The 20,275-nt window shown below is 74.8% G+C and carries 18 protein-coding genes and 3 pseudogenes; 9 read left to right on the top strand and 12 right to left on the bottom strand.

Annotated elements, in window-relative coordinates; all coding sequences use genetic code 11:
- Window positions 1-21: 21 nt before the first annotated feature.
- Window positions 22-3,219 (bottom strand): GH92 family glycosyl hydrolase, encoded by a 3,198-nt coding sequence (locus C1N80_RS07800; RefSeq protein ID WP_137770247.1) that lies wholly within the window; start codon window positions 3,217-3,219, stop codon window positions 22-24.
- A gap of 95 nt (window positions 3,220-3,314) precedes the next feature.
- Here C1N80_RS07800 and C1N80_RS07795 point away from each other — a divergent pair, with 95 nt between their 5' ends.
- The 3 genes from C1N80_RS07795 to C1N80_RS07785 all read left to right on the top strand — a co-directional run bounded on the left by C1N80_RS07795 (window position 3,315) and on the right by C1N80_RS07785 (window position 4,621).
- A complete protein-coding gene (locus tag C1N80_RS07795) occupies window positions 3,315-3,962 on the top strand; it encodes a mismatch-specific DNA-glycosylase (RefSeq protein ID WP_137770246.1) in 648 nt (215 codons plus the stop codon).
- Window positions 3,963-4,042: 80 nt separating this feature from the next.
- Complete coding sequence (locus tag C1N80_RS07790) at window positions 4,043-4,372, top strand: plasmid stabilization protein (protein ID WP_137770245.1); 330 nt, start codon at window positions 4,043-4,045, stop codon at window positions 4,370-4,372.
- A gap of 102 nt (window positions 4,373-4,474) precedes the next feature.
- Window positions 4,475-4,621 carry a hypothetical protein gene (locus C1N80_RS07785; protein WP_240811322.1) on the top strand — a complete coding sequence of 49 codons (147 nt, stop codon included), beginning with the start codon at window positions 4,475-4,477 and terminating at the stop codon, window positions 4,619-4,621.
- 125 nt (window positions 4,622-4,746) lie between these two features.
- On the opposite strand, the pseudogene C1N80_RS07780 reads toward C1N80_RS07785, so the two are convergent.
- Window positions 4,747-4,932 (bottom strand): annotated as a pseudogene (locus C1N80_RS07780) (thymidine kinase); the annotation flags it as partial.
- Window positions 4,933-4,990: 58 nt separating this feature from the next.
- Window positions 4,991-5,161: pseudogene (locus C1N80_RS07775) on the bottom strand (histidine phosphatase family protein); the annotation flags it as partial.
- A gap of 123 nt (window positions 5,162-5,284) precedes the next feature.
- On the opposite strand from C1N80_RS07775, the gene C1N80_RS07770 reads away from it, so the two are divergent.
- Window positions 5,285-6,694 (top strand): sigma 54-interacting transcriptional regulator, encoded by a 1,410-nt coding sequence (locus C1N80_RS07770; protein ID WP_137770244.1) that lies wholly within the window; start codon window positions 5,285-5,287, stop codon window positions 6,692-6,694.
- A pseudogene (locus C1N80_RS07765) lies at window positions 6,687-8,680 on the top strand (VWA domain-containing protein). Before C1N80_RS07770 ends, C1N80_RS07765 begins: the two are co-directional and overlap by 8 nt.
- Here C1N80_RS07765 and C1N80_RS07760 read toward each other — a convergent pair.
- From C1N80_RS07760 to C1N80_RS07745, 4 genes are read right to left on the bottom strand one after another with little or no spacing between them, the layout of a single operon-like run.
- Window positions 8,646-8,912: a ferredoxin gene (locus C1N80_RS07760; protein WP_137770243.1), complete on the bottom strand. Its 267-nt coding sequence runs from the start codon at window positions 8,910-8,912 to the stop codon at window positions 8,646-8,648. The pseudogene C1N80_RS07765 and the gene C1N80_RS07760 overlap by 35 nt on opposite strands.
- The gene (locus C1N80_RS07755) at window positions 8,909-10,054 is read right to left on the bottom strand and encodes an NADH-ubiquinone oxidoreductase-F iron-sulfur binding region domain-containing protein (RefSeq protein WP_137770242.1); all 1,146 of its coding nucleotides are present in this window, start codon (window positions 10,052-10,054) and stop codon (window positions 8,909-8,911) included. The genes C1N80_RS07760 and C1N80_RS07755 overlap by 4 nt, the downstream gene beginning before the upstream one ends.
- Window positions 10,051-10,626, bottom strand: a complete 576-nt coding sequence (locus C1N80_RS07750) for a ferric reductase-like transmembrane domain-containing protein (RefSeq protein ID WP_168198059.1) — start codon at window positions 10,624-10,626, stop codon at window positions 10,051-10,053. Before C1N80_RS07750 ends, C1N80_RS07755 begins: the two co-directional genes overlap by 4 nt.
- Window positions 10,619-11,521 (bottom strand): FAD:protein FMN transferase, encoded by a 903-nt coding sequence (locus tag C1N80_RS07745; RefSeq protein ID WP_137770241.1) that lies wholly within the window; start codon window positions 11,519-11,521, stop codon window positions 10,619-10,621. Before C1N80_RS07745 ends, C1N80_RS07750 begins: the two co-directional genes overlap by 8 nt.
- A 107-nt stretch (window positions 11,522-11,628) precedes the next feature.
- Here C1N80_RS07745 and C1N80_RS07740 point away from each other — a divergent pair, with 107 nt between their 5' ends.
- Window positions 11,629-11,880 carry a hypothetical protein gene (locus C1N80_RS07740; protein WP_137770240.1) on the top strand — a complete coding sequence of 84 codons (252 nt, stop codon included), beginning with the start codon at window positions 11,629-11,631 and terminating at the stop codon, window positions 11,878-11,880.
- Window positions 11,881-11,990: 110 nt separating this feature from the next.
- Here the strand turns inward: C1N80_RS07740 and C1N80_RS07735 are convergent, their stop codons facing one another.
- Entirely contained in the window at window positions 11,991-13,196 is a 1,206-nt protein-coding gene (locus C1N80_RS07735) for a HAMP domain-containing sensor histidine kinase (RefSeq protein WP_137770239.1), read from the bottom strand.
- The gene (locus C1N80_RS07730) at window positions 13,193-13,864 is read right to left on the bottom strand and encodes a response regulator transcription factor (RefSeq protein ID WP_137770238.1); all 672 of its coding nucleotides are present in this window, start codon (window positions 13,862-13,864) and stop codon (window positions 13,193-13,195) included. The genes C1N80_RS07735 and C1N80_RS07730 overlap by 4 nt, the downstream gene beginning before the upstream one ends.
- A 54-nt stretch (window positions 13,865-13,918) precedes the next feature.
- Here C1N80_RS07730 and C1N80_RS07725 point away from each other — a divergent pair, with 54 nt between their 5' ends.
- Entirely contained in the window at window positions 13,919-14,413 is a 495-nt protein-coding gene (locus tag C1N80_RS07725; RefSeq protein ID WP_137770237.1) for a VOC family protein, read from the top strand.
- 10 nt (window positions 14,414-14,423) lie between these two features.
- On the opposite strand, the gene C1N80_RS07720 is transcribed toward C1N80_RS07725, so the two are convergent.
- On the bottom strand, window positions 14,424-14,996 hold the full coding sequence (locus C1N80_RS07720; RefSeq protein ID WP_255430866.1) for a thymidine kinase: 573 nt from the start codon (window positions 14,994-14,996) through the stop codon (window positions 14,424-14,426).
- Window positions 14,997-15,393: 397 nt separating this feature from the next.
- Here C1N80_RS07720 and C1N80_RS07715 point away from each other — a divergent pair, with 397 nt between their 5' ends.
- Window positions 15,394-16,443 (top strand): transglycosylase family protein, encoded by a 1,050-nt coding sequence (locus C1N80_RS07715; RefSeq protein ID WP_137770235.1) that lies wholly within the window; start codon window positions 15,394-15,396, stop codon window positions 16,441-16,443.
- A gap of 101 nt (window positions 16,444-16,544) precedes the next feature.
- Here the strand turns inward: C1N80_RS07715 and C1N80_RS07710 are convergent, their stop codons facing one another.
- The gene (locus C1N80_RS07710; RefSeq protein ID WP_137770234.1) at window positions 16,545-18,326 is read right to left on the bottom strand and encodes a GNAT family N-acetyltransferase; all 1,782 of its coding nucleotides are present in this window, start codon (window positions 18,324-18,326) and stop codon (window positions 16,545-16,547) included.
- Window positions 18,327-18,374: 48 nt separating this feature from the next.
- Here C1N80_RS07710 and C1N80_RS07705 point away from each other — a divergent pair, with 48 nt between their 5' ends.
- Window positions 18,375-19,157 carry an alpha/beta fold hydrolase gene (locus C1N80_RS07705; RefSeq protein WP_137770233.1) on the top strand — a complete coding sequence of 261 codons (783 nt, stop codon included), beginning with the start codon at window positions 18,375-18,377 and terminating at the stop codon, window positions 19,155-19,157.
- Between the two features lie 34 nt (window positions 19,158-19,191).
- Here C1N80_RS07705 and C1N80_RS07700 read toward each other — a convergent pair whose 3' ends face one another.
- Window positions 19,192-20,139, bottom strand: coding sequence for an L-lactate dehydrogenase (locus C1N80_RS07700; protein ID WP_137770232.1), 948 nt, complete (start codon window positions 20,137-20,139; stop codon window positions 19,192-19,194).
- Window positions 20,140-20,275 lie beyond the last annotated feature (136 nt).

Raw genomic sequence — 20,275 nt, 5'->3', positions numbered from 1 at the left:
TCCCCGATCGTACCGATGCCCTCAGGCGAGCAGCTCCGCCTGGGCGAGCCGCACCGCCGCCCCGGTGCCGCGCAGCACGATCCGGTGGTGGGCGACGGGCGCGTGCTCCGGCAGGGCGAAGGGCCGGGTCTGCCGCCGCCACGGGAAGGTCAGGCCCTCGCGGGCGTCGAGCAGCTCCCAAGCGGCGCCGTCGGAGGAGATCTCGAGCCGCCAGGCGATCGGGTCCGCCCCCTCCTCGGCGCCCGAGGTGAGGGTGAGGAAGCGGGCCGCGGACGGCTCCTCGAGCTCGGGCAGCACGATCGTGATCTTGTCGGCCCCGGCCGGCTCGGCCCCGGTCAGCTCGACCTCGGTCCGGGAGTCGTCGTCCAGGAGCGGATCCGCACCGTCGCGCGGCAGCAGGTCGAGCAGCGGGCGGGGGCTCCGGCCGGGCGCCGTGGGCGAGGGCGGCACCTCGCCCCAGCCGGCCGGCTCCCCGGCGAGCGCCATCGCGATCTCGCCGCGCAGGTCACCGTGCTCGATCCAGGCCTGGGGATGGTCCTGCCCGCGCACGGTCATCGCGGTGACAAAGGGGTGGTCCGGGGCCTGCCCGGTCGCGGTCACCGTGAACGCCTCGCCGCCGAGCGGCCGCACGCGGGCCTGCGCGAACAGGGGCGCGACGAGGTGGTAGCGGGGCGTGCCGAGCTGCAGCGGGTACAGGCCGAGCGCCGTGAGCAGCCACCAGGCGCTCATCTCGCCGTTGTCCTCGTCGCCGGGGTAGCCCTGGCCGATCTGCTCGCCGACGAACAGCCGGCGCTGCACCTCCCGCACGACCTCCATCGCCCGCTCGGGGGCGCCCGCGTGGTGGAAGAGGAACGGGATGTGGTGGGAGGGCTGGTTGGACATGCCGAACTGGCCCATCCTGACGGCTCGCGCCTCGTCCATCTCGTGGATCGCGTGGCCGTAGGTGCCCTTGCGGTCCGCCCGCTCCGGGGTCGCGAAGAACTCCTCGAGCTTCGCGCGGAGCCCGTCGCGGCCGCCGTACAGGGAGGCGAGGCCCTCGCCGTCGTGCGGGACGTGGAAGGCGAAGTTCCAGCCGTCGGTCTCGGTGAAGTCCCCGCCCCAGGAGAGCGGGTCGAACTCCTCGGGCGTCTGCGCGACGGCGCCGTCGGCCCGGCGGCCCTGGAAGAAGCCCACGGCGGGGTCGAAGAGCAGCGGGTAGTTCGCGGAGCGGGCGCGCAGGTAGGCGGCCTCCTCGCGGATCTCCCGGCGGCGCGCCTCGGGCAGTGCGGGGCCGGCGGCGAGGAGCTCTGCCTGGGCGGCGAGGCCCGCGTCGTTGATGTGCGCCTCGAGCGCCCAGGAGACGGACTCCTCGGTGTCGGTGTCGACGTAGCCGGTGAACACGGAGCGCTCCCCGCCGCGGCGGCCCACCTCCCCCGCGCTCGGGGTCACGGTCGCATTGCGCAGGCCGGCCTCGTAGGTCGCGAGCGGGTCCGGCAGCGGGACGCCTTTCACCTGGAGGTCCGCGAAGGAGATGTCGGAGCTCGTGCCGGTCATGCAGTCGGCGTAGCCCGGCGCGGACCAGCGGGCGATCCAGCCGCCCTCGCGGTGCTGCTGGACGAAGTCGTCGGCGAGCTGCGCGGCGAGCTCGGGGTAGAGCAGCGCGTAGGCGGGCCAGGCGGTGCGGTAGGTGTCCCAGAAGCCGTGGTTCACGGCCATGCGTCCGTCGACGATCTGCGCGTTCGTCGCGTCGTCGCTCGCCTCGCCGAGGACGGGCAGCACGGGGCTCGCGTGCACGGGGCGCGGCGCGCCCTCCTCCCCCGCGTCCTCCCAGTGGGAGTTGGGGTAGAGGTTCAGGCGGTAGAGGCTCCCGGTGAGGGTGCGGCGCTGCGGGGGCGTGGCCTCGGGCACCTCGATCACGGAGAGCCGCTCGGTCCAGGCGGAGTGGGCGGCCTCGCGCACCTGCTCGAGGGTGCGTCCCGCGAGCTCCCGTGCGAAGGTCCGCTCGGCCTGCTCCTGGCCCACGAAGCTCGTCACCCAGCGCACGGTCACCGCGGTGGTGCCCTCGGCGAAGCGCAGCACGGCCGCGCCGGGCGTCGCCCCGGGCGCCGGCTCGACGGCGACAGGGGCGGGGTCGAGCTCGGCGCGCACGAACATGCGGGTCGTGCCGTCGGCCCGAGCGAACCCCTCGTCGATGCCGGAGTCCACCCAGGCGCGGACGAGGCCGCGGCCGACGGCGTCCTCGGTGAGCACCCGGGAGTGCTCGTCGACGCCCTCGAGCAGGAGCCGCGGGGCGGGACCCGCGGGGGCGCCGACCTCGATCACGGCGCCGTGGTCGGTGGGGGCGAGGCGCAGGGTGTGCGCGCCGTCGAGGGTCACGGCGTAGAGGTCGGGGCGGGCGACCTCGTCGGCGTGGGAGAAGCCGAGCGCACGGGCGGCCGGGGAGGCGTCCGCGGCGTCGGCGTCCAGCGGCATGAGCAGGAACTGGGCGCGGTCCCCCATCCAGGGGCTCGGCTGGTGGGAGATGCCGAGGCCCTCGAGGCGGGGCCGGTTGTCGGCGCCGTTGCGGCGGTGGTACTCGTACACCCAGCGCCGGGTGCGGGCGTCGGTCATCGGGGTGAAGAAGGCGAAGCCGTTGGGCCAGGCGGTGAGCGGGAGGTTGTTGCCGCGCGAGAAGTCGCCCGAGGCGTAGGTGCCGCGGCGGGTGTCCACCCAGGCGACCGGGTCGTCGAGGGGAGGATCCGCGGGGAGCGGGCCCAGGTACGGGCCGTCGATCCAGCCGCGCAGCTCGGGGTCGCCGCCCGCGGGGGCGTCCGCCGCGAGGAGCACCCCGGTGATCGTGCGGCCCGCGGCGGCGGCGAGGTCCACCTGCACGTCGTTCCACTGGTCGGCGTAGAGGATCCGGCCCTCCCCGAGGCCGCTCGCGGTGGCGGGGGTGCCGTGCTGGTCGCGGGGGTCGAGAGCGGAGAGGCGGGTGCCGTCGTCGAGCTCGAGGTCGATCGCGACGTGGGTCGCACCCCAGGTCTGGGCCTCGTCGAGAGCGGGGAACAGATAGGTGCGCAGCACGTCTCCGGGGGCGATGCGGCGGCCCACGATGCTCTCGACCCCGTCCTGCGCGGGCAGCGGCGCCTCGGCCCTCTCCCCCGGGGCGAGGCGGTAGGCGAGGGCGGTGGGCGCGAGGAAGCCCGCGCCGTCCCTGCTGGTGGGGGTCCCCTGGGGGCCGGCGTCGACGGTGACGATCATGGGGACGAGCCTAGTGGCGCCCCCTCCCCGGGCCGTCCGCGCGGTCCGCCCTCCGGACGGGCACCTCTCGGGACGCGGGCTAGGGTGCCGGGGTGATGCCCCGACGCCCCTCCCCGCTCCGCGGCCGACGCCCCACGAAGGACGACCTCGCCGAGGTCCCCACCACGGATCCGGACGTCATCGACGACCTGCTGCCGGACCCGTCGGCCGATCCGGCGCTGCGCCTGCTGATCGTGGGCATCAACCCGGGGCTGTGGACCGCCGCGGTGAACGCGCCCTTTGCCCGCCCCGGCAACCGCTTCTGGCCCTCGCTGCACGCCGCCGGTCTCACCTCCCGCCCGGTGGACGCCTCGCGCGGACTCGAGGACGAGGACGCCGCGGACCTGCTGGGCCGCGGCGTGGGCGTCACGAACCTCGTGGGACGGGCGACGGCGCGCGCCGACCAGCTGCGCCGCGAGGAGCTGCGCGAGGGCGGGGCCGGCCTCCTCTCCCGACTGCCTGCCCTCGCACCGCGGGTCGTCGCGATCGCGGGCATCACCGCGTACCGCCAGGCCTTCGACCTGCCGAAGGCGCGGCTGGGCCGCCAGGAGGAGGTGCTGCCGGACGGCTGGCCGGAGGGGCCGACGCTCTGGGTGGTGCCCCAGCCGAGCGGTCTGAACGCCCACGCCACGATCGCCTCTCTCGCGGCGACGTGGCGCGAGGTCGCCGCGGAGGCCGCCGTGCCGCTCGCCGAGCACGCCTGAGCCCTCGACAGCCCCGCGTCGACGGTGGAGGATCGAGGCACGGGGCGTCCCGTCCCCGCCCGCCGACGGAAGGAGCGGCCATGCCGCAGCAGGCCTGGAGCGACAAGCGCGAGCGCCAGTACGAGCACGTGAAGGACAGCGCCCTCGAGCGGGGCGAGGACGAGGGCACGGCGGAGGAGATCGCCGCGCGCACGGTCAACAAGACGCGGGCGCAGGCGGGTGAGGCGGAGGAGGCCTCCCGCACCTCCCTCGAGGACGACTCCCCCTCCCGCCGCGGCGGGCGCCGCTCCCACGAGGGGGCGCAGGGCCGCACGAAGGAGCAGCTCTACCAGGACGCGCGGCGCGAGGGGATCGAGGGGCGGTCCCGCATGAGCAAGGCGGAGCTCGAGCAGGCTCTCGAGGACCGCTGAGGCCCCTGAGCCGGCGATGCCCGCTGAGCCGTCGGTGCCCGTCCCGTCCGCGCCGCCGGTGGCGACGAGGGCCGGTGGGGCTGGTGCAAGGACCGCTGGGGCGTGAGCTCGCAGATCGTCCCGCAGCGCCTCGACGACCAGCTCGCGGAGTCCGGACCGGTCGCCACGGCGGTGACCGCGGAGATGTTCGCGCAGCGTCGCCTGGACACCGCACGGCTCGAGGCCGCCGCGGAGGCAGCCCGCTCCTGAGGTGGACGCTCAGGGCCGCTCGTGGTGGAGCAGCTCCCGGCCCGCGCCGCCTCCAGCACGGGATCGACGAGGTCGGGGCCGAAGAACTGCGCCTCGTCGATCGCGAGGAGATCCGGCGCGCCCGCCCGGAGCAGGTCCCGCAGCGCGGGGGCGTCGGCCACGGCGCGGGCGGGGATCCGGTCCCCGGTGTGCGCGGTGATGCCCTCCGCGTAGCGGGTGTCGAGGGCGTGGGTGAGGACCTCGACGCGGAGCCCGGCGAGGTGCGCGCGGCGCACCCGGCGGATCAGCTCCTCCGACTTCCCGGCGAACATGGGCCGCGGCGAGCGGGGCGGCCGTCTCCCGCGTCCGTGCGAGCGGGGAGGCGTGGAGAGCGTCGATCCGCGTCCCCTCGAGGCGCTCGACGAGGGCGCGCGCCTGCTCCCGGCCACTCGGGGCGAGGTGCAGGCCGGGGGTGCGGCCGGGCAGAAGGGACCCGGTGGTGGCGGTGGTGCCGTGACGGATCAGCAGCACGGTGGTGGCGGGGGCGGCGCGGGAGCTCATCGCGGCCACCGTACGACCGGGTGGGCCGCTCGAGAAGACCGCTCCGCGCCGTCGCGGTATTCCCGCCGAGGGTGGTGCTGTCGGGGCTCCCCACCGGGCCGCGACCGGGTCTAGCGTGGGAGGGTGACCCAGAGCACCACCACCCCCGACCCTGCCCTCACGACCCTCGGCGCGCTGCGCGAGTCGGGACACACCTACCGGCCCCTGCGTGAGGAGCTGCGGGAGAACCTGCTCGACCGGATCACCGGGGGCGAGGACCCGTGGCCCGGGCTCCACGGCTTCCGCTCCACGGTGCTGCCGCAGCTCGAGCGCGCGCTCATCGCCGGGCACGACGTGGTGCTGCTCGGCGAGCGCGGCCAGGGCAAGACCCGCCTGCTGCGCACCCTCGCGGGGCTGCTCGACGAATGGACCCCAACGATCGCGGGCTCCGAGCTGCACGAGCACCCCCTCGCCCCGTTCACGCAGGCGTCCCTCGACGCCGTTGCCGTGCAGGGCGACGCACTGGAGATCGTGTGGCGGCACCGATCCGAGCGGTACGTGGAGAAGCTCGCGACCCCCGACACCTCGGTCGCCGACATGATCGGCGACGTGGACCCGATGCGGGTAGCGGAGGGTCGGCGCCTCGGGGACCCCGAGACGATCCACTACGGGCTCGTGCCGCGCGCGAACCGCGGGATCGTCGCGATCAACGAGCTGCCCGACCTCGCCGAGCGGATCCAGGTCTCGCTGCTGAACGTCATGGAGGAGCGCGACGTGCAGATCCGCGGCTACGTGCTGCGCCTGCCGCTGGACGTGCTCGTCGTGGCCTCCGCGAACCCTGAGGACTACACGAACCGCGGCCGGATCATCACCCCGCTCAAGGACCGCTTCGGGGCGGAGATCCGCACCCACTACCCGCTCGAGCTCGAGGACGAGGTGGCGGTGATCCGCCAGGAGGCGCAGCCGGCCGCCTCGGTGCCGGGCGTCCTGCTCGAGGTCCTCGCCCGCTTCACCCGCCTGCTGCGGGTCTCGAGCGCGGTGAACCAGGGCTCGGGCGTCTCGGCCCGCTTCGCGATCTCCGGCGCGGAGACGGTCGCCGCGGCGGCGCGCCTGCGCACGGCGCTCACCGGGGACGTGGCCGTCGCCCGGCCGGTGGACCTCGAGGCGGCGCTCGACGTGCTGCGCGGCAAGGTCGAGTTCGAGACCGGGGAGGAGGGGCGGGAGGCGGAGATCCTCCGCCACGCCCTGCGCCGCGCGACCGCGGACACGGTCCGCGAGCGCCTCGCCGGTCTCGAGATGGGACCGCTGGTGGACGCGCTCGACGGCACCCGCACCGTCACCACCGGTGAGCGGGTGACGGCGGCGGCGCTGCTCGCGGACCTGCCCCAGCTCTCCGTGCCCGGGCTGTACGACGAGATCGCCGAGCGCATGGGCTCCGGCAGCGAGGGCGGCGACGGGGAGCGGGCCGGCGCGATCGAGCTCGCCCTCGAGGGCCTCTTCCTCGCCCGTCAGCTGTCCAAGGACTCCGGGGACGGGGAGACCATCTATGGCTGAGCAGGAGCGGCGCCCCCGCCGCACGGGCTCGGCGCGCTACGGCCGCTACGCGGGCGGTCCAGACCCGCTCGCCCCGCCCGTGGACCTCGGCGAAGCGCTCGCGGTCATCGCCGACGACGTCATGGCCGGCTACTCCCCGAGCAGGCGCTCCGGGAGCACCTGCGGCGCGGCGGCCGGGACGGGCAGGGCCTGGACCGCCTCGCGGGCGCCGTGCGACGGCGCCGGGAGGACCTGATGTCCCGCCACCGGCTCGGGGCGACCCTCGCGCAGGCGCGGGAACTGCTGGACCGGGCGGTGCTCGCCGAACGGGGCCAGCTCGCCCGGGACACGACCATGGACCCCACCGACCGGACCCTCCGGGAGATGCAGATCGCGGACCTCCCGCGATCCACGCCCGCCGCGGTCATGCAGCTCTCCGACTACGACTGGGCCTCCGCGGAGGGTCGCGCGCTGTACCAGCAGATCCAGGAGCTGCTGGGGCAGGACCTGCTCGACGCCCGCTTCCAGGGCATGAAGCAGATGCTCGAGAACGCGACCGACGCGGACCGCGCCGAGATCGAGGAGATGCTCGCGGACCTCACCGCCCTCCTCGAGATGCATGCGCGCGACGAGGACGGTCCGGAGGACTTCTGGGCATTCATGGCGAAGCACGGTCAGCACGTCCCCGAGCAGCCCGAGGACGTGGAGGAGCTCATCGAGATCCTCGCCGCCCGCTCCTCCGCCGCGCAGCGGATGCTCCGCGGCATGAGCGCCGAGCAGCGGGCGGAGCTCATGGCGCTCTCGCAGCAGGCCTTCGGCTCCCCCGCGCTCATGGACCAGCTCGCCCGGATGGACGCGGCCCTCGAGCAGCTGCGCCCCGACCTGGACTGGGACGGGGGCGAGGACGTGGACCTCGACGGCCTGACCGGCCAGGGCCCGCTGGGCGACCTCGCCGAGCTCGACGCCCTCGCCGCGCAGCTGGGCCAGGACTACCCGGGCGCCTCCCTCGGCGACCTGGACCTCGACGCCCTCGCCCGGCAGCTGGGCCCGGAGGCGGCCGCGGACGCGGCGACCCTCACGCGGCTCGAGCGGGCGCTGCGGGACTCGGAGCTGCTGCCCCGCGGCAGCGACGGGGACCTGCGGCTGTCGCCGGTGGCCATGCGGCGGCTCGGCGCGAGCCTGCTGCAGGACGCGGCGACGCGGCTCGCGAGCCGCTCGGGCCGGCGCGACGCACGGCTGGCCGGGGCGGGCGGGGAGCCGTCGGGAGCGAGCCGGGACTGGGCCTTCGGGGACACCGAGCCGTGGGACGTGACCGCGACGATGACCCGTGCGATCACCCGCACCGCCGCGGAGGGCGGGGATCCCGCCTCCGCGCTGCGCCTGCGCATCGAGGACGTGCAGGTGCAGGAGACGGAGGCCCGCACCCGCTCCGCGGTGGCGCTGCTCGTGGACACCTCCTTCTCCATGGTGCTTGAGGACCGCTGGACGCCGATGAAGCGGACCGCGCTCGCCCTGCACCACCTGCTCTCCACCCGGTTCCGCGGGGACGAGCTCGAGGTGATCGGCTTCGGCCAGTACGCGCAGCGCCTGGACATCGCCGAGCTGACGGCGCTGCCGCCCCGCCACGAGCAGGGCACGAACCTGCAGCACGCGCTCATGCTCGCCCACCGGTTCCTGCGTCGGAACCCGGACCGACAGGGGGTGGTCCTCGTGGTCACCGACGGGGAGCCGACGGCGCACCTGCTGCCGGGCGGGCAGGCGTTCTTCGACTGGCCCTCGGACCCGCGGACGATCGCGCTGACCGTCGCGGAGCTCGACAAGGTCGCCGCCCTCGGGGCGCGCACGACGTTCTTCCGGCTCGGCGAGGACCCGGACCTGGCGAGGTTCCTGGACTCCTTGGCTCGGCGGGTCGACGGGCGCGTGGTCGCCCCGGAGGCTGATGACCTGGGCGCGGCGGTGGTCGGCGAGTACCTCAGGCGTCGCCCGCGCGGCCGCGGCGCGGCCTGAGCAGCTGCAGCGCGAGCCGCGGGCAGGCGCCCACCGCCTCGCGGGCGGCGGCGACCTCCTCGCGGGCGATCGGCACATCGGTCCGCTGACCGGGCGGCCGACCGACGGCGAGGGGGAAGCCGTCCTCGTCGCCGACGAGCGTGCCCTCGAGGAGCTCGAGGCACGCGCCGCGTGCCTCGCAGCGGGTCCAGTCGAGGTGGAGGCGGGCGGCCTCCCGGCGCTCCCCCGTCATCGCCGCCACCCCGTGCAGCGGCCGGCCGCATGGGCGGTGAGCTCAGGACCGAAGGCCGTGAGCGTAGAGGCGGCGAGCTGCGCGGTGCCGTCGGGGTGACGGCAGGCGCCGCGGCCCGCGACGGCCTCGAGCCGTCGCCGGAGCCGTGCGGGATCGCCGTGTCCGGCCTCGAGGTCGTGCATCGACGCGGCGATGCGCGGCAGGCCCAGCACGCAGGGGCCGCACTGCCCCGCGGACTGCGCGGCGAGATGATCGAGGATCGCCGTGGTCACGGCCAGCGGGCAGCGGCCCCGGTCCAGGAGCATCAGCACCCCGGCGCCCGCGCCGTGCACGCCCGGGGCGGGGCGAGGTCCGAGCGGCAGGTCGAGCTGTTCGGGCCGTGCCCAGCGCCCGTGGTAGCCGCCGACCAGCACGGCATCGAGCATGCCGGGCTCCGTGCCCGCGAGGTGCAGCACCTCGCGGAGGGTGGCTCCGCCGGGCACCTCGAGGACGCTCTCGGCTCCCTCGGGGCGCGCGATCGTCACGAGCCGGGTCCCCGGGTCCTCCGCGCTGCCGGCGGAGCGGAACGCCTCGGCGCCGTGACGGGCGATGCGGGCGACGTGCGCGAGGGTCTCGGCGTTCTGCACGAGCACCGGGCCGCCGCGGAGGCCCTTCTCGGTGAGGTGGTGCGGGTGGTCGGCGGGGATCTGCTCACCGCCGGCGAGCGCCGCGGCGACCGCGGTCGCCTCCCCCGCGACGAAGCGCTCCTGGGCGACCTGCAGCCGCACCCGGTGTCCGTCGGGGCGTGCGGCGAGCGCGGCACGCACCCCCGCCGCGGACCGCGGGTGGACCATGATCGTCAGGGCGGCGCGCGGGGCGAGGGCGTCGGAGAGCAGCAGGAGGCCGTCGATCACCGCGTGCGGGGACTCCCGCAGGAGCACCGTGTCCTTCGCGCTGAGCGGCTCCCCCTCCGACGCGTTCGCGACGATCGCGGCAGGAGGACGTCGCAGCGCGGCGATCTTCGCACCGACGGGGAAGCCGGCGCCGCCGCGTCCGGTCAGCCCGGAGCGGGTGATCTGCGCGGGCAGGTCGTCCGCCCTGGGCAGCGGCTCCGGGCGGGCGGGGTCGAGCAGGCCGGGGGCCGGGAGGGCGAGAGTGCTCATCTGAGGCTCCGTTCGGGGGTGCGGCGGGCGCGCGCCGCCGGATGGGTGCGGAAGGAGGGGGCGAGCAGCCGCCAGAGGGTCGCCGCGAGCACGATCGCCGCGGACGCGGCGGCGAGGACGCGGAACCAGAGCGTGCCCGCGTCGGTGCCCGATCCGAGGGCGTGCAGCAGCGCGATCCCCCACAGCGGCAGGACCGCGAGATGGACGGTGCGGAACACGGCGGCCGGGAGGCGCCTGCGGAGCAGAGCGGTGACGATGACGGCGAGCAGCAGGTCGAGGGCGGTGGTGCCGAGCCCCTGCCAGAGCGCGTCGCGCGCGGCGAGGAAGGGGACCATCAGGTCGACGAGGCGGAGTCCGGCGTAGCTGTCGCCGAGCAGGGTCACCACGTGCAGGGTCAGGAACGCGGTGGCGAGCAGGGAGGCGTCCCGGTGGAGGTGGGCGACGGCGAAGCGCGGCAGCCCGATCATCGGCCGGCCGCCCCGGGTCAGGATGCCCAGCACCACGGAGAGGGTGAGCAGCACGAGGGCGACGACCCCGCTCGCCCGCGCGGTCGCCCACAGCACCTCATCCATGGCGGACCTCCGCGGGGACCGGGCTGGGCCAGGAGGAGGTGGTCAGCACCTGGCGGTCGGCCGCGACGAGGCGGGCAGGGACGCCCCGGGCCTCGAGCCAGTCGGGAGCATCCCACCCGAGCACGATCGCCGCGGTCGAGGCGGTGTTGGCGGCGGCACAGGTCGGCGCGGCGCAGCTCACCGTGCGCCAGGTGTCCGTCGCCGGTCCGAGGTGCCGCGGGTCGAGGATGTGGTGCACCTCGTGTTCCCCGAGCAGGCGGCGCCGGTGGAGGGTGCTGGAGGTGGCCAGGGCTCCGCCGTCGTGGAGTCGGACCTGCTGGCCGGGCTCGCCGGCGCCGTCTCGCACGTCGATCTGCCAGCCGCCGTCGGGTCCGCTGCCGGTGGCACGGAGGTCCCCGCCCAGGGACACCAGCACGCCGTGGTGGATGCGGGGGTCGTCCCGCAGGTGCTCGACGAGGAGGTCCGCGGCGCTCGCCTTGCCGGTCGCGCCGAGGTCGAAGCGCACGCCGGCGGGGGCGGTGAGCCGCCCCGCGTGCAGCGAGACGTCCCGCCAGGTGGCCCGGTGCACGACGGCCGCCCGCACCCCGGCCGCGCCCGCGAAGCCGTGCACCTCGAGGCGGTCGCCGAGGGTGGGGTCCACGAGTCCGTCCGTGCGGCGCGCCGCGTCGATCGCGTCCTCGAGCAGGCGGGCGAGGACCGGGCTGACCGGCGCGTCGACGAGGTCGCGCCCCTCGAACGCCCGCAGCTCGGCGTCGTCCCGGTGCCTCGAGCAGGTGCGCTCGACCTCCGCGAGGACGGCGTCGGCGAGCTCGCGCGCGATGCGCAGCTCGGAGGGGTCGACGACGACGAGCTCCGCGGTGGCGCTCCAGAGCGACCAGCTGATCCGAGCGGTCATCTCAGGACCCCTGGCTGGAGGCGTGGGAGGAGCCGCCGGAGCCGCGGGACACGGTCGGCGAGGAGGCCTGCGAGGACCTGTCCGACGACGACCTGTCCGACGACGACGTGTCCGACGAGGACGTGTCCGACGACGACGTGCCGGACGAGGACGTGCCGGCCGTGTCCGTCGACTGCGTCGACTGCGTCGACGGCGTCGTGGTGGGGTCCGTCGGCGCGGCGCTGCTCGTGGCGACCGGGGTCGTCGCGGCGGCCGACGTGCTCGCCGCACCCTGCTCCCCGATCCACAGCGCACCCGCACCGATCCCGGTGGCGGCGAGTGCGGTGCCCGCGATCACGCCGGTCGCCACGCGGCCATGACGTCGGCCACTCTCCCTGATGCTCATCGGAGCCTCCTTCGGCATCGGGTCCGTCCCGATCCTGTGCACAGCGTGGCGGTGGAGTCTTCCGGTTCTCTTCCGGATCGGGCCTCAGGGGGCCGGAGGGAGCGTCACCTCGATCACACCGCCGGGCGCGGAGCGATCGATCCGCACCTCCCCCTCGAGGCGGCGGACGACGTCCGCCACGAGGGACAGGCCCAGGCCGTAGTGGTGGCGTGACGCCTCACCGCTGCGCTGGGAGGCGAAGCGCTCGAAGACGGCGTCCCCCGCGGGGAAGCCGGGGCCGTCGTCGGCGATGCGGAGCACGCCGCCGCGCGGCCCCGTGGAGACGTGGAGCTCCACCCGGCTGCGGGTGTGGTCCAGGGCGTTGGCGAGAAGGGACTGCACGATGCGGCGGACCCCGACGGTGGTGGCACGGACGTGCACCGCGCTGTCCCCGGCGAGACGGAGCTCGACCCCGGCACGCTCCGCCTCGGCGCCGGCCGAGTCCAGCGCCGCCTCGGCGAGGGCGCGGAGGTCCACGTCCTCGAGCTCGACCTCCCGGTCGTCGGCAGCCTCGAGCAGCTCCTCCAGGAGAGCGGTGAGCGATGCGGCGTCCTGCTGGATCGCGGCGATCTCCCGGTCCGTCGCCTCCGGGTCGCTCTCCCGCTCGCGACGACGGCGCAGGATCTGCACACGCGTGCTGAGCAAGGTCAGCGGGGTGCGCAGCTCGTGGCCGGCGTCGGCGACGAATCGGCGCTGGCGAGCGAGGGCGTCGGCGAGGGGACGCATGGCCCGTCGAGCGAGGCGGTCCGCGACGAGAGCGGCGACGACCACACCGGCGATGCCGCCGATGCCGAGCGCCGCCCCCACCCGCTGCAGCTGCTCCCGGTTGCCGCGGGTGTCGATGGCGACCTGCACGATCTCTCCCTCCCCACGGCTGGTGCGCACCACGTAGCGGTGGCCGTCGGCCTCGACGCGGGTGTCCACGCGCTGCTCCCCCGCCTGCACGCGGTCGAGGGCGTCCTCGTCGGGCAGCCCGGTCGGGAGGTCCTCGGCGGCGGTGAAGGTCCCCTCGTGCTCGCGGATCACGTAGGTGCCGGCACCGAGCTCGTCGCCGCGGGCGTCGTCCCGCACGGAGGTGAGCTCCTGGTCGGTGGCGCGCGACAGGGAGGCGGCGACGAGACCGAACGCGGTCGCCCCGACGATCGCCACCACCGCGGCCATGACGACGGCGATCTGCAGGGAGAGGCGCCGGGCGGTGCGGCGCAGCTGATGGGCGTCCGCCTCGCCGAGCGGTCGGGTGCGCTCGATCATGACGCCCCCAGCCGGTAGCCCACCCCGCGCACCGTCGTCACCGCGTCGCGGCCCAGCTTCCGGCGCAGGTAGTGGACGCAGGTGTCGACGACGCCGAGGTCCTCCGCCCCGGGGAGCGCCCGACGCAGGAGGGTCTCGCGCTCGAACACCTGGGACGGGGAGCGAGCGAGCACCTCGAGCAGCGCGCTCTCGCGCGCGGTGAGGGACACCCGGGCCCCGTCCCCGATCACCTCGTGCGCCCTCACGTCGAGGCTGCGGCCGTCACCGATCCGCAGCAGCTCCGCGGTCTCGCGGTGCCGGCGGCGCAGCGCCCGCAGCCGGGCGAGGAGCTCCGCGAGGTCGAAGGGCTTGGCGAGGTAGTCCTCGGCGCCGGCGTCGAGCCCGTCCACCCGGTCCGCGGGGTTCCCGCGCGCGGAGAGCACGAGCACGGGCACGTCCACCCCGGCGCCGCGGAGTCGGCCCAGCAGGTCGAGACCCTCGAGCCCCGGGAGTCCGCGGTCCAGGAGCATCAGGTCGAGGTCACGGGTGAGGGCGAGGTGCAGGGCCCGATGGCCGTCCGCGGCGGTCGTCACCGCGTACCCCTCGTCCTCGAGGAGTGCGGAGAGCATGTCCCGCAGCTGCGGGTCGTCCTCGACGAGCAGGAGCTGGGGAGGGGCGACAGGATCCATGGCGGAACGGTACTGCCCTGGACGCGAGCGGCGCGCCGGGGAAGGATGCCCGTCATGACCATCGTGCGGACATGTCTCTGGTTCGACGGCGGGGTCGACGCCGCCGCCGATTTCTACACCACCCTGCTGCCTCTCTCGCGCGTCCTCTCGCGCATGCCCTACACCGAGGTGCCGGACTCCCCCGGCGCCCCACCGGCCGACGGCGGCTCGCTCGCGGTCGTCCTCGAGCTGGGCGGCGCCCAGTACACGCTGCTCAACGGCGGGCCCGCCTTCCCGCAGTCGGAGTCCGCCTCGATCGAGCTGATCGTGGACTCGCAGGCGGAGGTGGACCGACTGTGGGACACGATCGTCGGTCACGGCGGCGAGGAGTCCATGTGCGGCTGGTGCAAGGACCGCTGGGGCGTGAGCTGGCAGATCGTCCCGCAGCGGCTGTACGACCTGATCGCGGAGTCCCCGCGGGTCGCGGCCGCGGTGACCGCGGAGATGTTCACGCAGCGTCGCCTGGACACCGCACGGCTCGAGGCCGCCGCGGAGGCCGCTCGCTCCTGAGGCAGGGCGCTCAGGACCGCTCGTGGTGGAGCAGGCACCGCGCCCGGTAGCTCTCCGCACCGCCCACGGATCGCACGCCGATCTCGAGGCCGTCCTCGTCCCCCGCGCGGATCCGCTGATGGTAGGCGGCGTCGCGCCCGCACACGGAGCAGACGGCGGTCAGCTTGCGGACGTCCTCGGCGAGTGCCATGAGCGCGGGCAACGGCGGGAAGGGGTCGCCGTCGAAGGTGACGGAGAGCCCGGCGACCACCACGATGCTCCCGGCCCGCGCCGCCTCCAGCACGGGATCGACGAGGTCGGGGCCGAAGAACTGCGCCTCGTCGATCGCGAGGAGATCCGGCGCGCCCGCCCGGAGCAGGTCCCGCAGCGCGGGGGCGTCGGCCACGGCGCGGGCGGGGATCCGGTCCCCGGTGTGCGCGGTGATGCCCTCCGCGTAGCGGGTGTCGAGGGCGTGGGTGAGGACCTCGACGCGGAGCCCGGCGAGGTGCGCGCGGCGCACACGGCGGATCAGCTCCTCCGACTTCCCGGCGAACATGGGACCCGCGATCACCTCGACCCGTCCCGTGCGTGTGACTGTCGTCACATCGTGGAAGGTCGGGGCACCCGGCCCCGGCGGGTCGTCCAGCACCCTCTCAGCCTCGGCCGAACCGCCGTCGTCACCTGGTGCTCTCCCCATGGCGGACACGGTACTCACCACCTCTGCCGACACGCCGAAGACCGTACCTCCCACTCCTTACTTGACACCCTGACCTGCGGTTTCGCCGCGACAACGCGAGGATCGACTCTCCGCCGTGACCTTCCTGTGACCGAGCAGACGTGCTTGGTCAAGCCTCCTTCAAGCCTCGTCCACGACGCTTGAGCGCCCCCCGGGGGGCGCTCGTAGGTTGAGTCCTGCGTTCGCCGCGGACGCACCCGCAGCGCTCCCGCTGATCGGTTCCGTGCGTCGCGGCCCCTACGTCGAGCATCCTGAGGAGCACCCCATGACCACCAGCACCACCGAGCGCAAGTCCCTCCTGGGCCGCACCGCGCTGACCCTCGCCGGCGGCGCCGTCGTCGCCGCCGGCGCCTTCGCCGCCGCTCCCGCCCAGCAGGCCGACGCGGCCGGCGGCTGGGATCAGGTCGCGCAGTGCGAGTCCAGCGGCAACTGGTCCACCAACACCGGCAACGGCTACTACGGCGGCCTCCAGTTCTCGAAGTCGACCTGGCAGGGCTTCGGCGGCGGCCAGTACGCCTCCACCGCGGACAAGGCCACCAAGAGCCAGCAGATCGCCGTCGCGGAGAAGGTCCTCGCCGAGCAGGGCGCCGGCGCGTGGCCCAACTGCGGCAAGTACCTCACCGGCGGCGCGGACACCTCGTCCTCCCCGTCCTCGGACTCCAGCTCCTCGGACTCCGATTCCTCGAAGTCCTCCGACTCGAGCTCCTCGAGCTCGAGCGAGTCCCGCTCCTCGGAGAAGAAGTCGGACCGCTCCACCGAGCGCACGTCCACCTCGAGCTCCTCCGAGAAGAAGTCCACCGAGAAGAAGTCCACCGAGAAGCAGGGCGACTGGTCCTGCGACGGTGACGGCATCGCGGACAACTGCACGGACAACGGCTTCACCAAGAAGACCGGGAAGAAGTCCACCTCCTCGGAGTCGACCTCCTCGAAGAAGTCCACCTCCTCGGAGAAGAAGTCCACCTCCTCGAAGACGTCCACCTCCGAGTCGACCTCCTCGAAGAAGTCCACCAGCTCCTCGAAGAGCGCCGTGGGCAACCCCGACCTGCAGGTCGCGGGCACCCTCGAGGTCGACGGCAAGATGGGCCCCGAGACCATCACCGCGCTGCAGGACTGGCTGGGCGTCGAGCAGACCGGCGAGCTCGACGAGACCACCACGAAGGCGCTCCAGGCCTGGGTCAAGACCGACCAGGACGGCGTCATCGGCAAGGACACCGTCAAGGGTCTCGAGCACGAGGTCGGCGCGAGCCACACCGGCTCCGACGAGGTCGACGGCTCCACCGTCAAGGTCCTCCAGGCCTTCCTCAACCTGTACTGAGCACCCCTGAACCCAGGATCCTGAGCAGCGGCGGGCACGTCCCGCCGGCTCCGGCACCACGAGGCCGGGTCGTCCTTCAGGACGGCCCGGCCTCGTGCATGTCACAGGGGGCGCTTGAGCCCCACGTGGCTCGCCTCGTAGCCGAGCCGCGCGTAGAACTGCTGCGCCGCGGTCCGCGTGCCGTCGGTGGTGAGCTGCGAGAGCGCGGCCCCGCGGGAGCGGCCGTGCTCGTGCGCCCAGGTGAGCATCGCCGTGCCGAGCCCGTGCGAGCGCTCGGCCCTGGCGACGCGCACCCCCTCGATCTGCAGGCGGGTCGTGCCGCCGCGGGAGAGGCCGGGGATGATCGTCAGCTGCATGGTGCCGACGATCCGCTCCTCGGCGTCGCGCACGACCGCGAGGTAGTGGGCGCCGTCGCGGGAGAGCACCTCGTGCGCCGCCTCGTACCGCTCGAGGTCGGCGCCCTCCCGGGTGCGGCCCAGCTCGTCGTCCGTGAGCAGGGCGACGATCGCGGGGACGTCGGCCAGCCGGGCACGGGAGACGCGGTACTCGCGGCCGCCGGCGAGCAGCCGCGTGCCGGCGGAGGCGCGCGCCGTCGAGCGCAGCAGCGCGACGAGCGCGTCGAGCCAGGTGCCCACGCTCTCCCGGGCCTGCGAGGTGTCCGGGTAGCGGCAGCGCAGGTGCACACCGGCGTCGTCGAGGATGAACCAGAGCATGACGCCGGAGGTGCGGATCCCGGAGCTCACGTACTGCGCCTCGAGCCCGATGTCGTCGATCCGCACGGGGAGGCGCCGCAGGTCCAGCCAGGACAGCGCGAACATGCCGGGCGCCTCGGGCATGCCGCCCCAGGGGGCGAGCACCTCGCGCAGCGGCCAGGAGCCGAGCGCGATGGCCTCCTTGACCGCGGCGGCGGCCGCCTGCGGGGACGCGTCGGCGCTCTCGAGCACGGAGTTCGTGATGAACCAGCCCACGGAGTCGTGCCAGGTCTTGTCGTAGCGGCTGTGCACGGGGAACACGGCGCGCAGCGGGGCGTCAGCGAGGTCGCGCGTCACCTGCGTCATGAGGGACGTGGTGAGGGCGAGGGTGGAGACGCCGTCGGCCCGCGCCTGCGCGCTGAGGGCGGCGGTGTCGTCGACGTCCAGCACGTCGCGCACCTCGACCCGCTCGGGCTGCGGGGCCGGGTCGCCGAGCGGCAGTGGGAAGCGCGGCATGACGTCCTCCCCCGCGGCGAGGATCTCCGCCCAGCGGCGGTGCACCTCCTCGGGCACCGCGGTGCGCCGCTCGAGCACGGCGGTGTGCTCGGCGAACTCGGGGACCCAGCCCTCGGTGGGCTCCCTCCCGGCGCGGATGTCCGCGAGAGCGGCGAGCAGGTCGCGGGCGAGGACGAGCATCGACCACATGTCCACATGGGCGTGGTCGGAGGCGATGACGAGGGTGGGGCCGACGGCGGTGTCGATCGTGCAGAGCCTGTGCGAGGGCGCGGAGAGCGGGCGGCAGCTCGCGTCGAGCACCTCCTGCAGCGCGGCGTTCATCGAGCGGCCGGGGGCGATCTCGTGGTCCTCCCAACGGCCCGGGCCGATCCGCAGCCGGCGCAGGTGCACGCCGCCGTCCTCGTCCTGCACGAAGCCGGTGCGGAGCGTGCCGTGGCGGGCGACGACGGCGAGCCAGGCGGCGGCGAGGTCCTCCGGGACGACGGGCTCGCGCAGGCGGATCGACACGGCCATCCAGGAGCCGGGGCGGTCCCCGGCACCCACGTGGCGCGCCTGGTCGAAGGAGACGGGCAGCTCGGCGGCGGCCGAGCCCGCGGGCTCCGGGGTCGCCGTGACCTGGTAGCTGCGCAGGGCACCGAAGGGGAGCCGGAGCTGATCGACGTGGGTGAGCCGCATGACGGTACGGTAAGCGCCACCTGTTCCCCCTCGCCATCGGAGGCCGCGTTGTCATCGTTCCGTGTCCCGGGAGCGGAGCTCGCCACCTCCTTCAGCGACGAGCACGGGCATCCCGTGGTCCAGCTCCACGGGCTCACCTCGTCGCGGGCGCGGGACCGCATGATCGACCTGGACCTGGGGCGCGGGCTCTCCGGCACGCGGCTGCTGCGCTACGACGCGCGCGGCCACGGGGACTCGACAGGGAGGACGGTCCCGGAGGACTACACCTGGCCGCGGCTCGCGGAGGATCTGCTCGCGCTGCTCGAGGACCGCTTCCCCGGGGAGGCGGTGCACGGGGCGGGGCCGTCGATGGGGAGCGCGACGCTGCTGCACGCGGCCGTGCGGGATCCGGGCCGGTTCAGTTCGCTCACCCTGCTCATCCCCTCCACCGCCTGGGGGACCCGGGTCGCGCAGGCGGAGAACTACGAGCGTCTCGCGGACTTCGTCGAGCAGCACGGGATGGAGCGCTTCCTCGCGGCGAGCCGCGACGTGCACCGACCGCCCGCCCAGATCGGCACGCCGGAGACCCTGCCGCAGGTGCGGGAGGCGCTGCTGCCCTCGGTGTACCGCGGGGCGGCGCTGAGCGACCTCCCCTCCCCCGAGGCGATCGCCCGGATCGACGTGCCGGTGACGATCCTCGCCTGGACCGACGATCCGGGGCACCCGGTCTCGACGGCGGAGCGCCTGCACGAGCTCCTGCCGCAGTCGTCCCTGCAGATCGCCTCGACGCGCGCGGAGGTCGCCGGCTGGCCGGCGGTGCTCGCCGCCGACGTCGCCCTCGCCGCGGGCTGAGCTCCTCCGCGCGCTCGGCCGGGACTCGTCGGGCTCAGCCGCGCAGCTCGGCCGCGACGCGACGCAGGGACTCCGCGGACTCGTGGAGCCGGTCGAGCTCCTCGGGGGCGAAGGGCGTGCCCGGCAGCGGGCGCGCACCCGCGGCGTCGACCACGCAGGGCACGGAGAGGGCCACCCCGTCCAGGCCGTGGACCCCGTGCAGGACGGGGGCGACGGGGAGCACCGCGTGCTCGTCGCGGAGGATCGCCTCGACGATCCTCGCGCTGGACAGGCCGATCGCGTAGTTCGTGGCACCCTTCCCGCGGATGACGGTGTAGGCGGCGTCACGCACATCGGCCGCGATGGCGTCGAGGTCCTCGCGGATGAACAGGGGCGCGCCGTCCTGCGTCCAGTCGAGGATCGGGACCGTGCCGATCGTCGCGCTCGACCACAGGGCGAGCTCCGTGTCGCCGTGCTCGCCGACGATCTGCGCGTGGACGCTCGAGGTCGCGACCCCCGCGCGGCGCGCGATCTCCCAGCGCAGCCGCGAGGAGTCCAGGGTGGTGCCGGAGGCGAAGATCCGCTCCGGCGGCAGCCCGCTCGACTCCGCAGCGAGCATGGTGAGCACGTCGCAGGGGTTCGTGACGACGACATAGATCGCGTCCGGCGCGACCTCGAGCAGCTGCGGCATGAGCGCGTCCATGATCCGCGCGTTCGTCGCGGCGAGCTCGATGCGGGTCTGCCCGGGCTTCTGCTTCGCCCCCGCGGTGATGACGACGACGTCGGAGCCCGCGGCGACGGACACGTCGCTGCCGCCGGTGATCTCCCCGCTCCCGGCGAAGAAGGAGCCGTGGGCGAGGTCGAGGACCTCCGCCTCCGTCTTCTCCGGGGCGATGTCGTAGAGGGCGATGTGCCGGGCACTGCCCCGGATCATCGCGGCATAGGCGACGCTCGATCCGACGGCGCCGGCTCCGACCACGGTCAGCTTGGAGGTTCCACTCATGGCACCGAATCTAGCCCTCGCGCCGCGGCGCGGCACGGGACCTTCGTCGGTGTTCGAGGTCCCGGGCCCGGGGGCCGCCCGTCGGGACCACGGAGGCGGAGGTGGGAGGATGGGCATGCACCGAGACCGCAGGAGA

Origin of the sequence: Brachybacterium sp. SGAir0954 (genome assembly GCF_005490785.1) — a bacterium.
In the GTDB taxonomy this organism is placed as follows: domain Bacteria; phylum Actinomycetota; class Actinomycetes; order Actinomycetales; family Dermabacteraceae; genus Brachybacterium; species Brachybacterium rhamnosum.
Note: the sequence above shows the minus strand (reverse complement) of the source record. Positions and strands in the feature narration are given on the sequence as shown.

Coding starts and splice junctions, on each gene's coding strand:
- C1N80_RS07800 (WP_137770247.1), bottom strand. CDS start 3,219: ATGATCGTCACCGTCGACGCCGGCCCCCAGGGGACCCCCACCAGCAGG.
- C1N80_RS07795 (WP_137770246.1), top strand. CDS start 3,315: ATGCCCCGACGCCCCTCCCCGCTCCGCGGCCGACGCCCCACGAAGGAC.
- C1N80_RS07790 (WP_137770245.1), top strand. CDS start 4,043: ATGCCGCAGCAGGCCTGGAGCGACAAGCGCGAGCGCCAGTACGAGCAC.
- C1N80_RS07760 (WP_137770243.1), bottom strand. CDS start 8,912: ATGACGGGGGAGCGCCGGGAGGCCGCCCGCCTCCACCTCGACTGGACC.
- C1N80_RS07755 (WP_137770242.1), bottom strand. CDS start 10,054: ATGAGCACTCTCGCCCTCCCGGCCCCCGGCCTGCTCGACCCCGCCCGC.
- C1N80_RS07750 (WP_168198059.1), bottom strand. CDS start 10,626: ATGGATGAGGTGCTGTGGGCGACCGCGCGGGCGAGCGGGGTCGTCGCC.
- C1N80_RS07745 (WP_137770241.1), bottom strand. CDS start 11,521: ATGACCGCTCGGATCAGCTGGTCGCTCTGGAGCGCCACCGCGGAGCTC.
- C1N80_RS07735 (WP_137770239.1), bottom strand. CDS start 13,196: ATGATCGAGCGCACCCGACCGCTCGGCGAGGCGGACGCCCATCAGCTG.
- C1N80_RS07730 (WP_137770238.1), bottom strand. CDS start 13,864: ATGGATCCTGTCGCCCCTCCCCAGCTCCTGCTCGTCGAGGACGACCCG.
- C1N80_RS07725 (WP_137770237.1), top strand. CDS start 13,919: ATGACCATCGTGCGGACATGTCTCTGGTTCGACGGCGGGGTCGACGCC.
- C1N80_RS07715 (WP_137770235.1), top strand. CDS start 15,394: ATGACCACCAGCACCACCGAGCGCAAGTCCCTCCTGGGCCGCACCGCG.
- C1N80_RS07710 (WP_137770234.1), bottom strand. CDS start 18,326: ATGCGGCTCACCCACGTCGATCAGCTCCGGCTCCCCTTCGGTGCCCTG.
- C1N80_RS07700 (WP_137770232.1), bottom strand. CDS start 20,139: ATGAGTGGAACCTCCAAGCTGACCGTGGTCGGAGCCGGCGCCGTCGGA.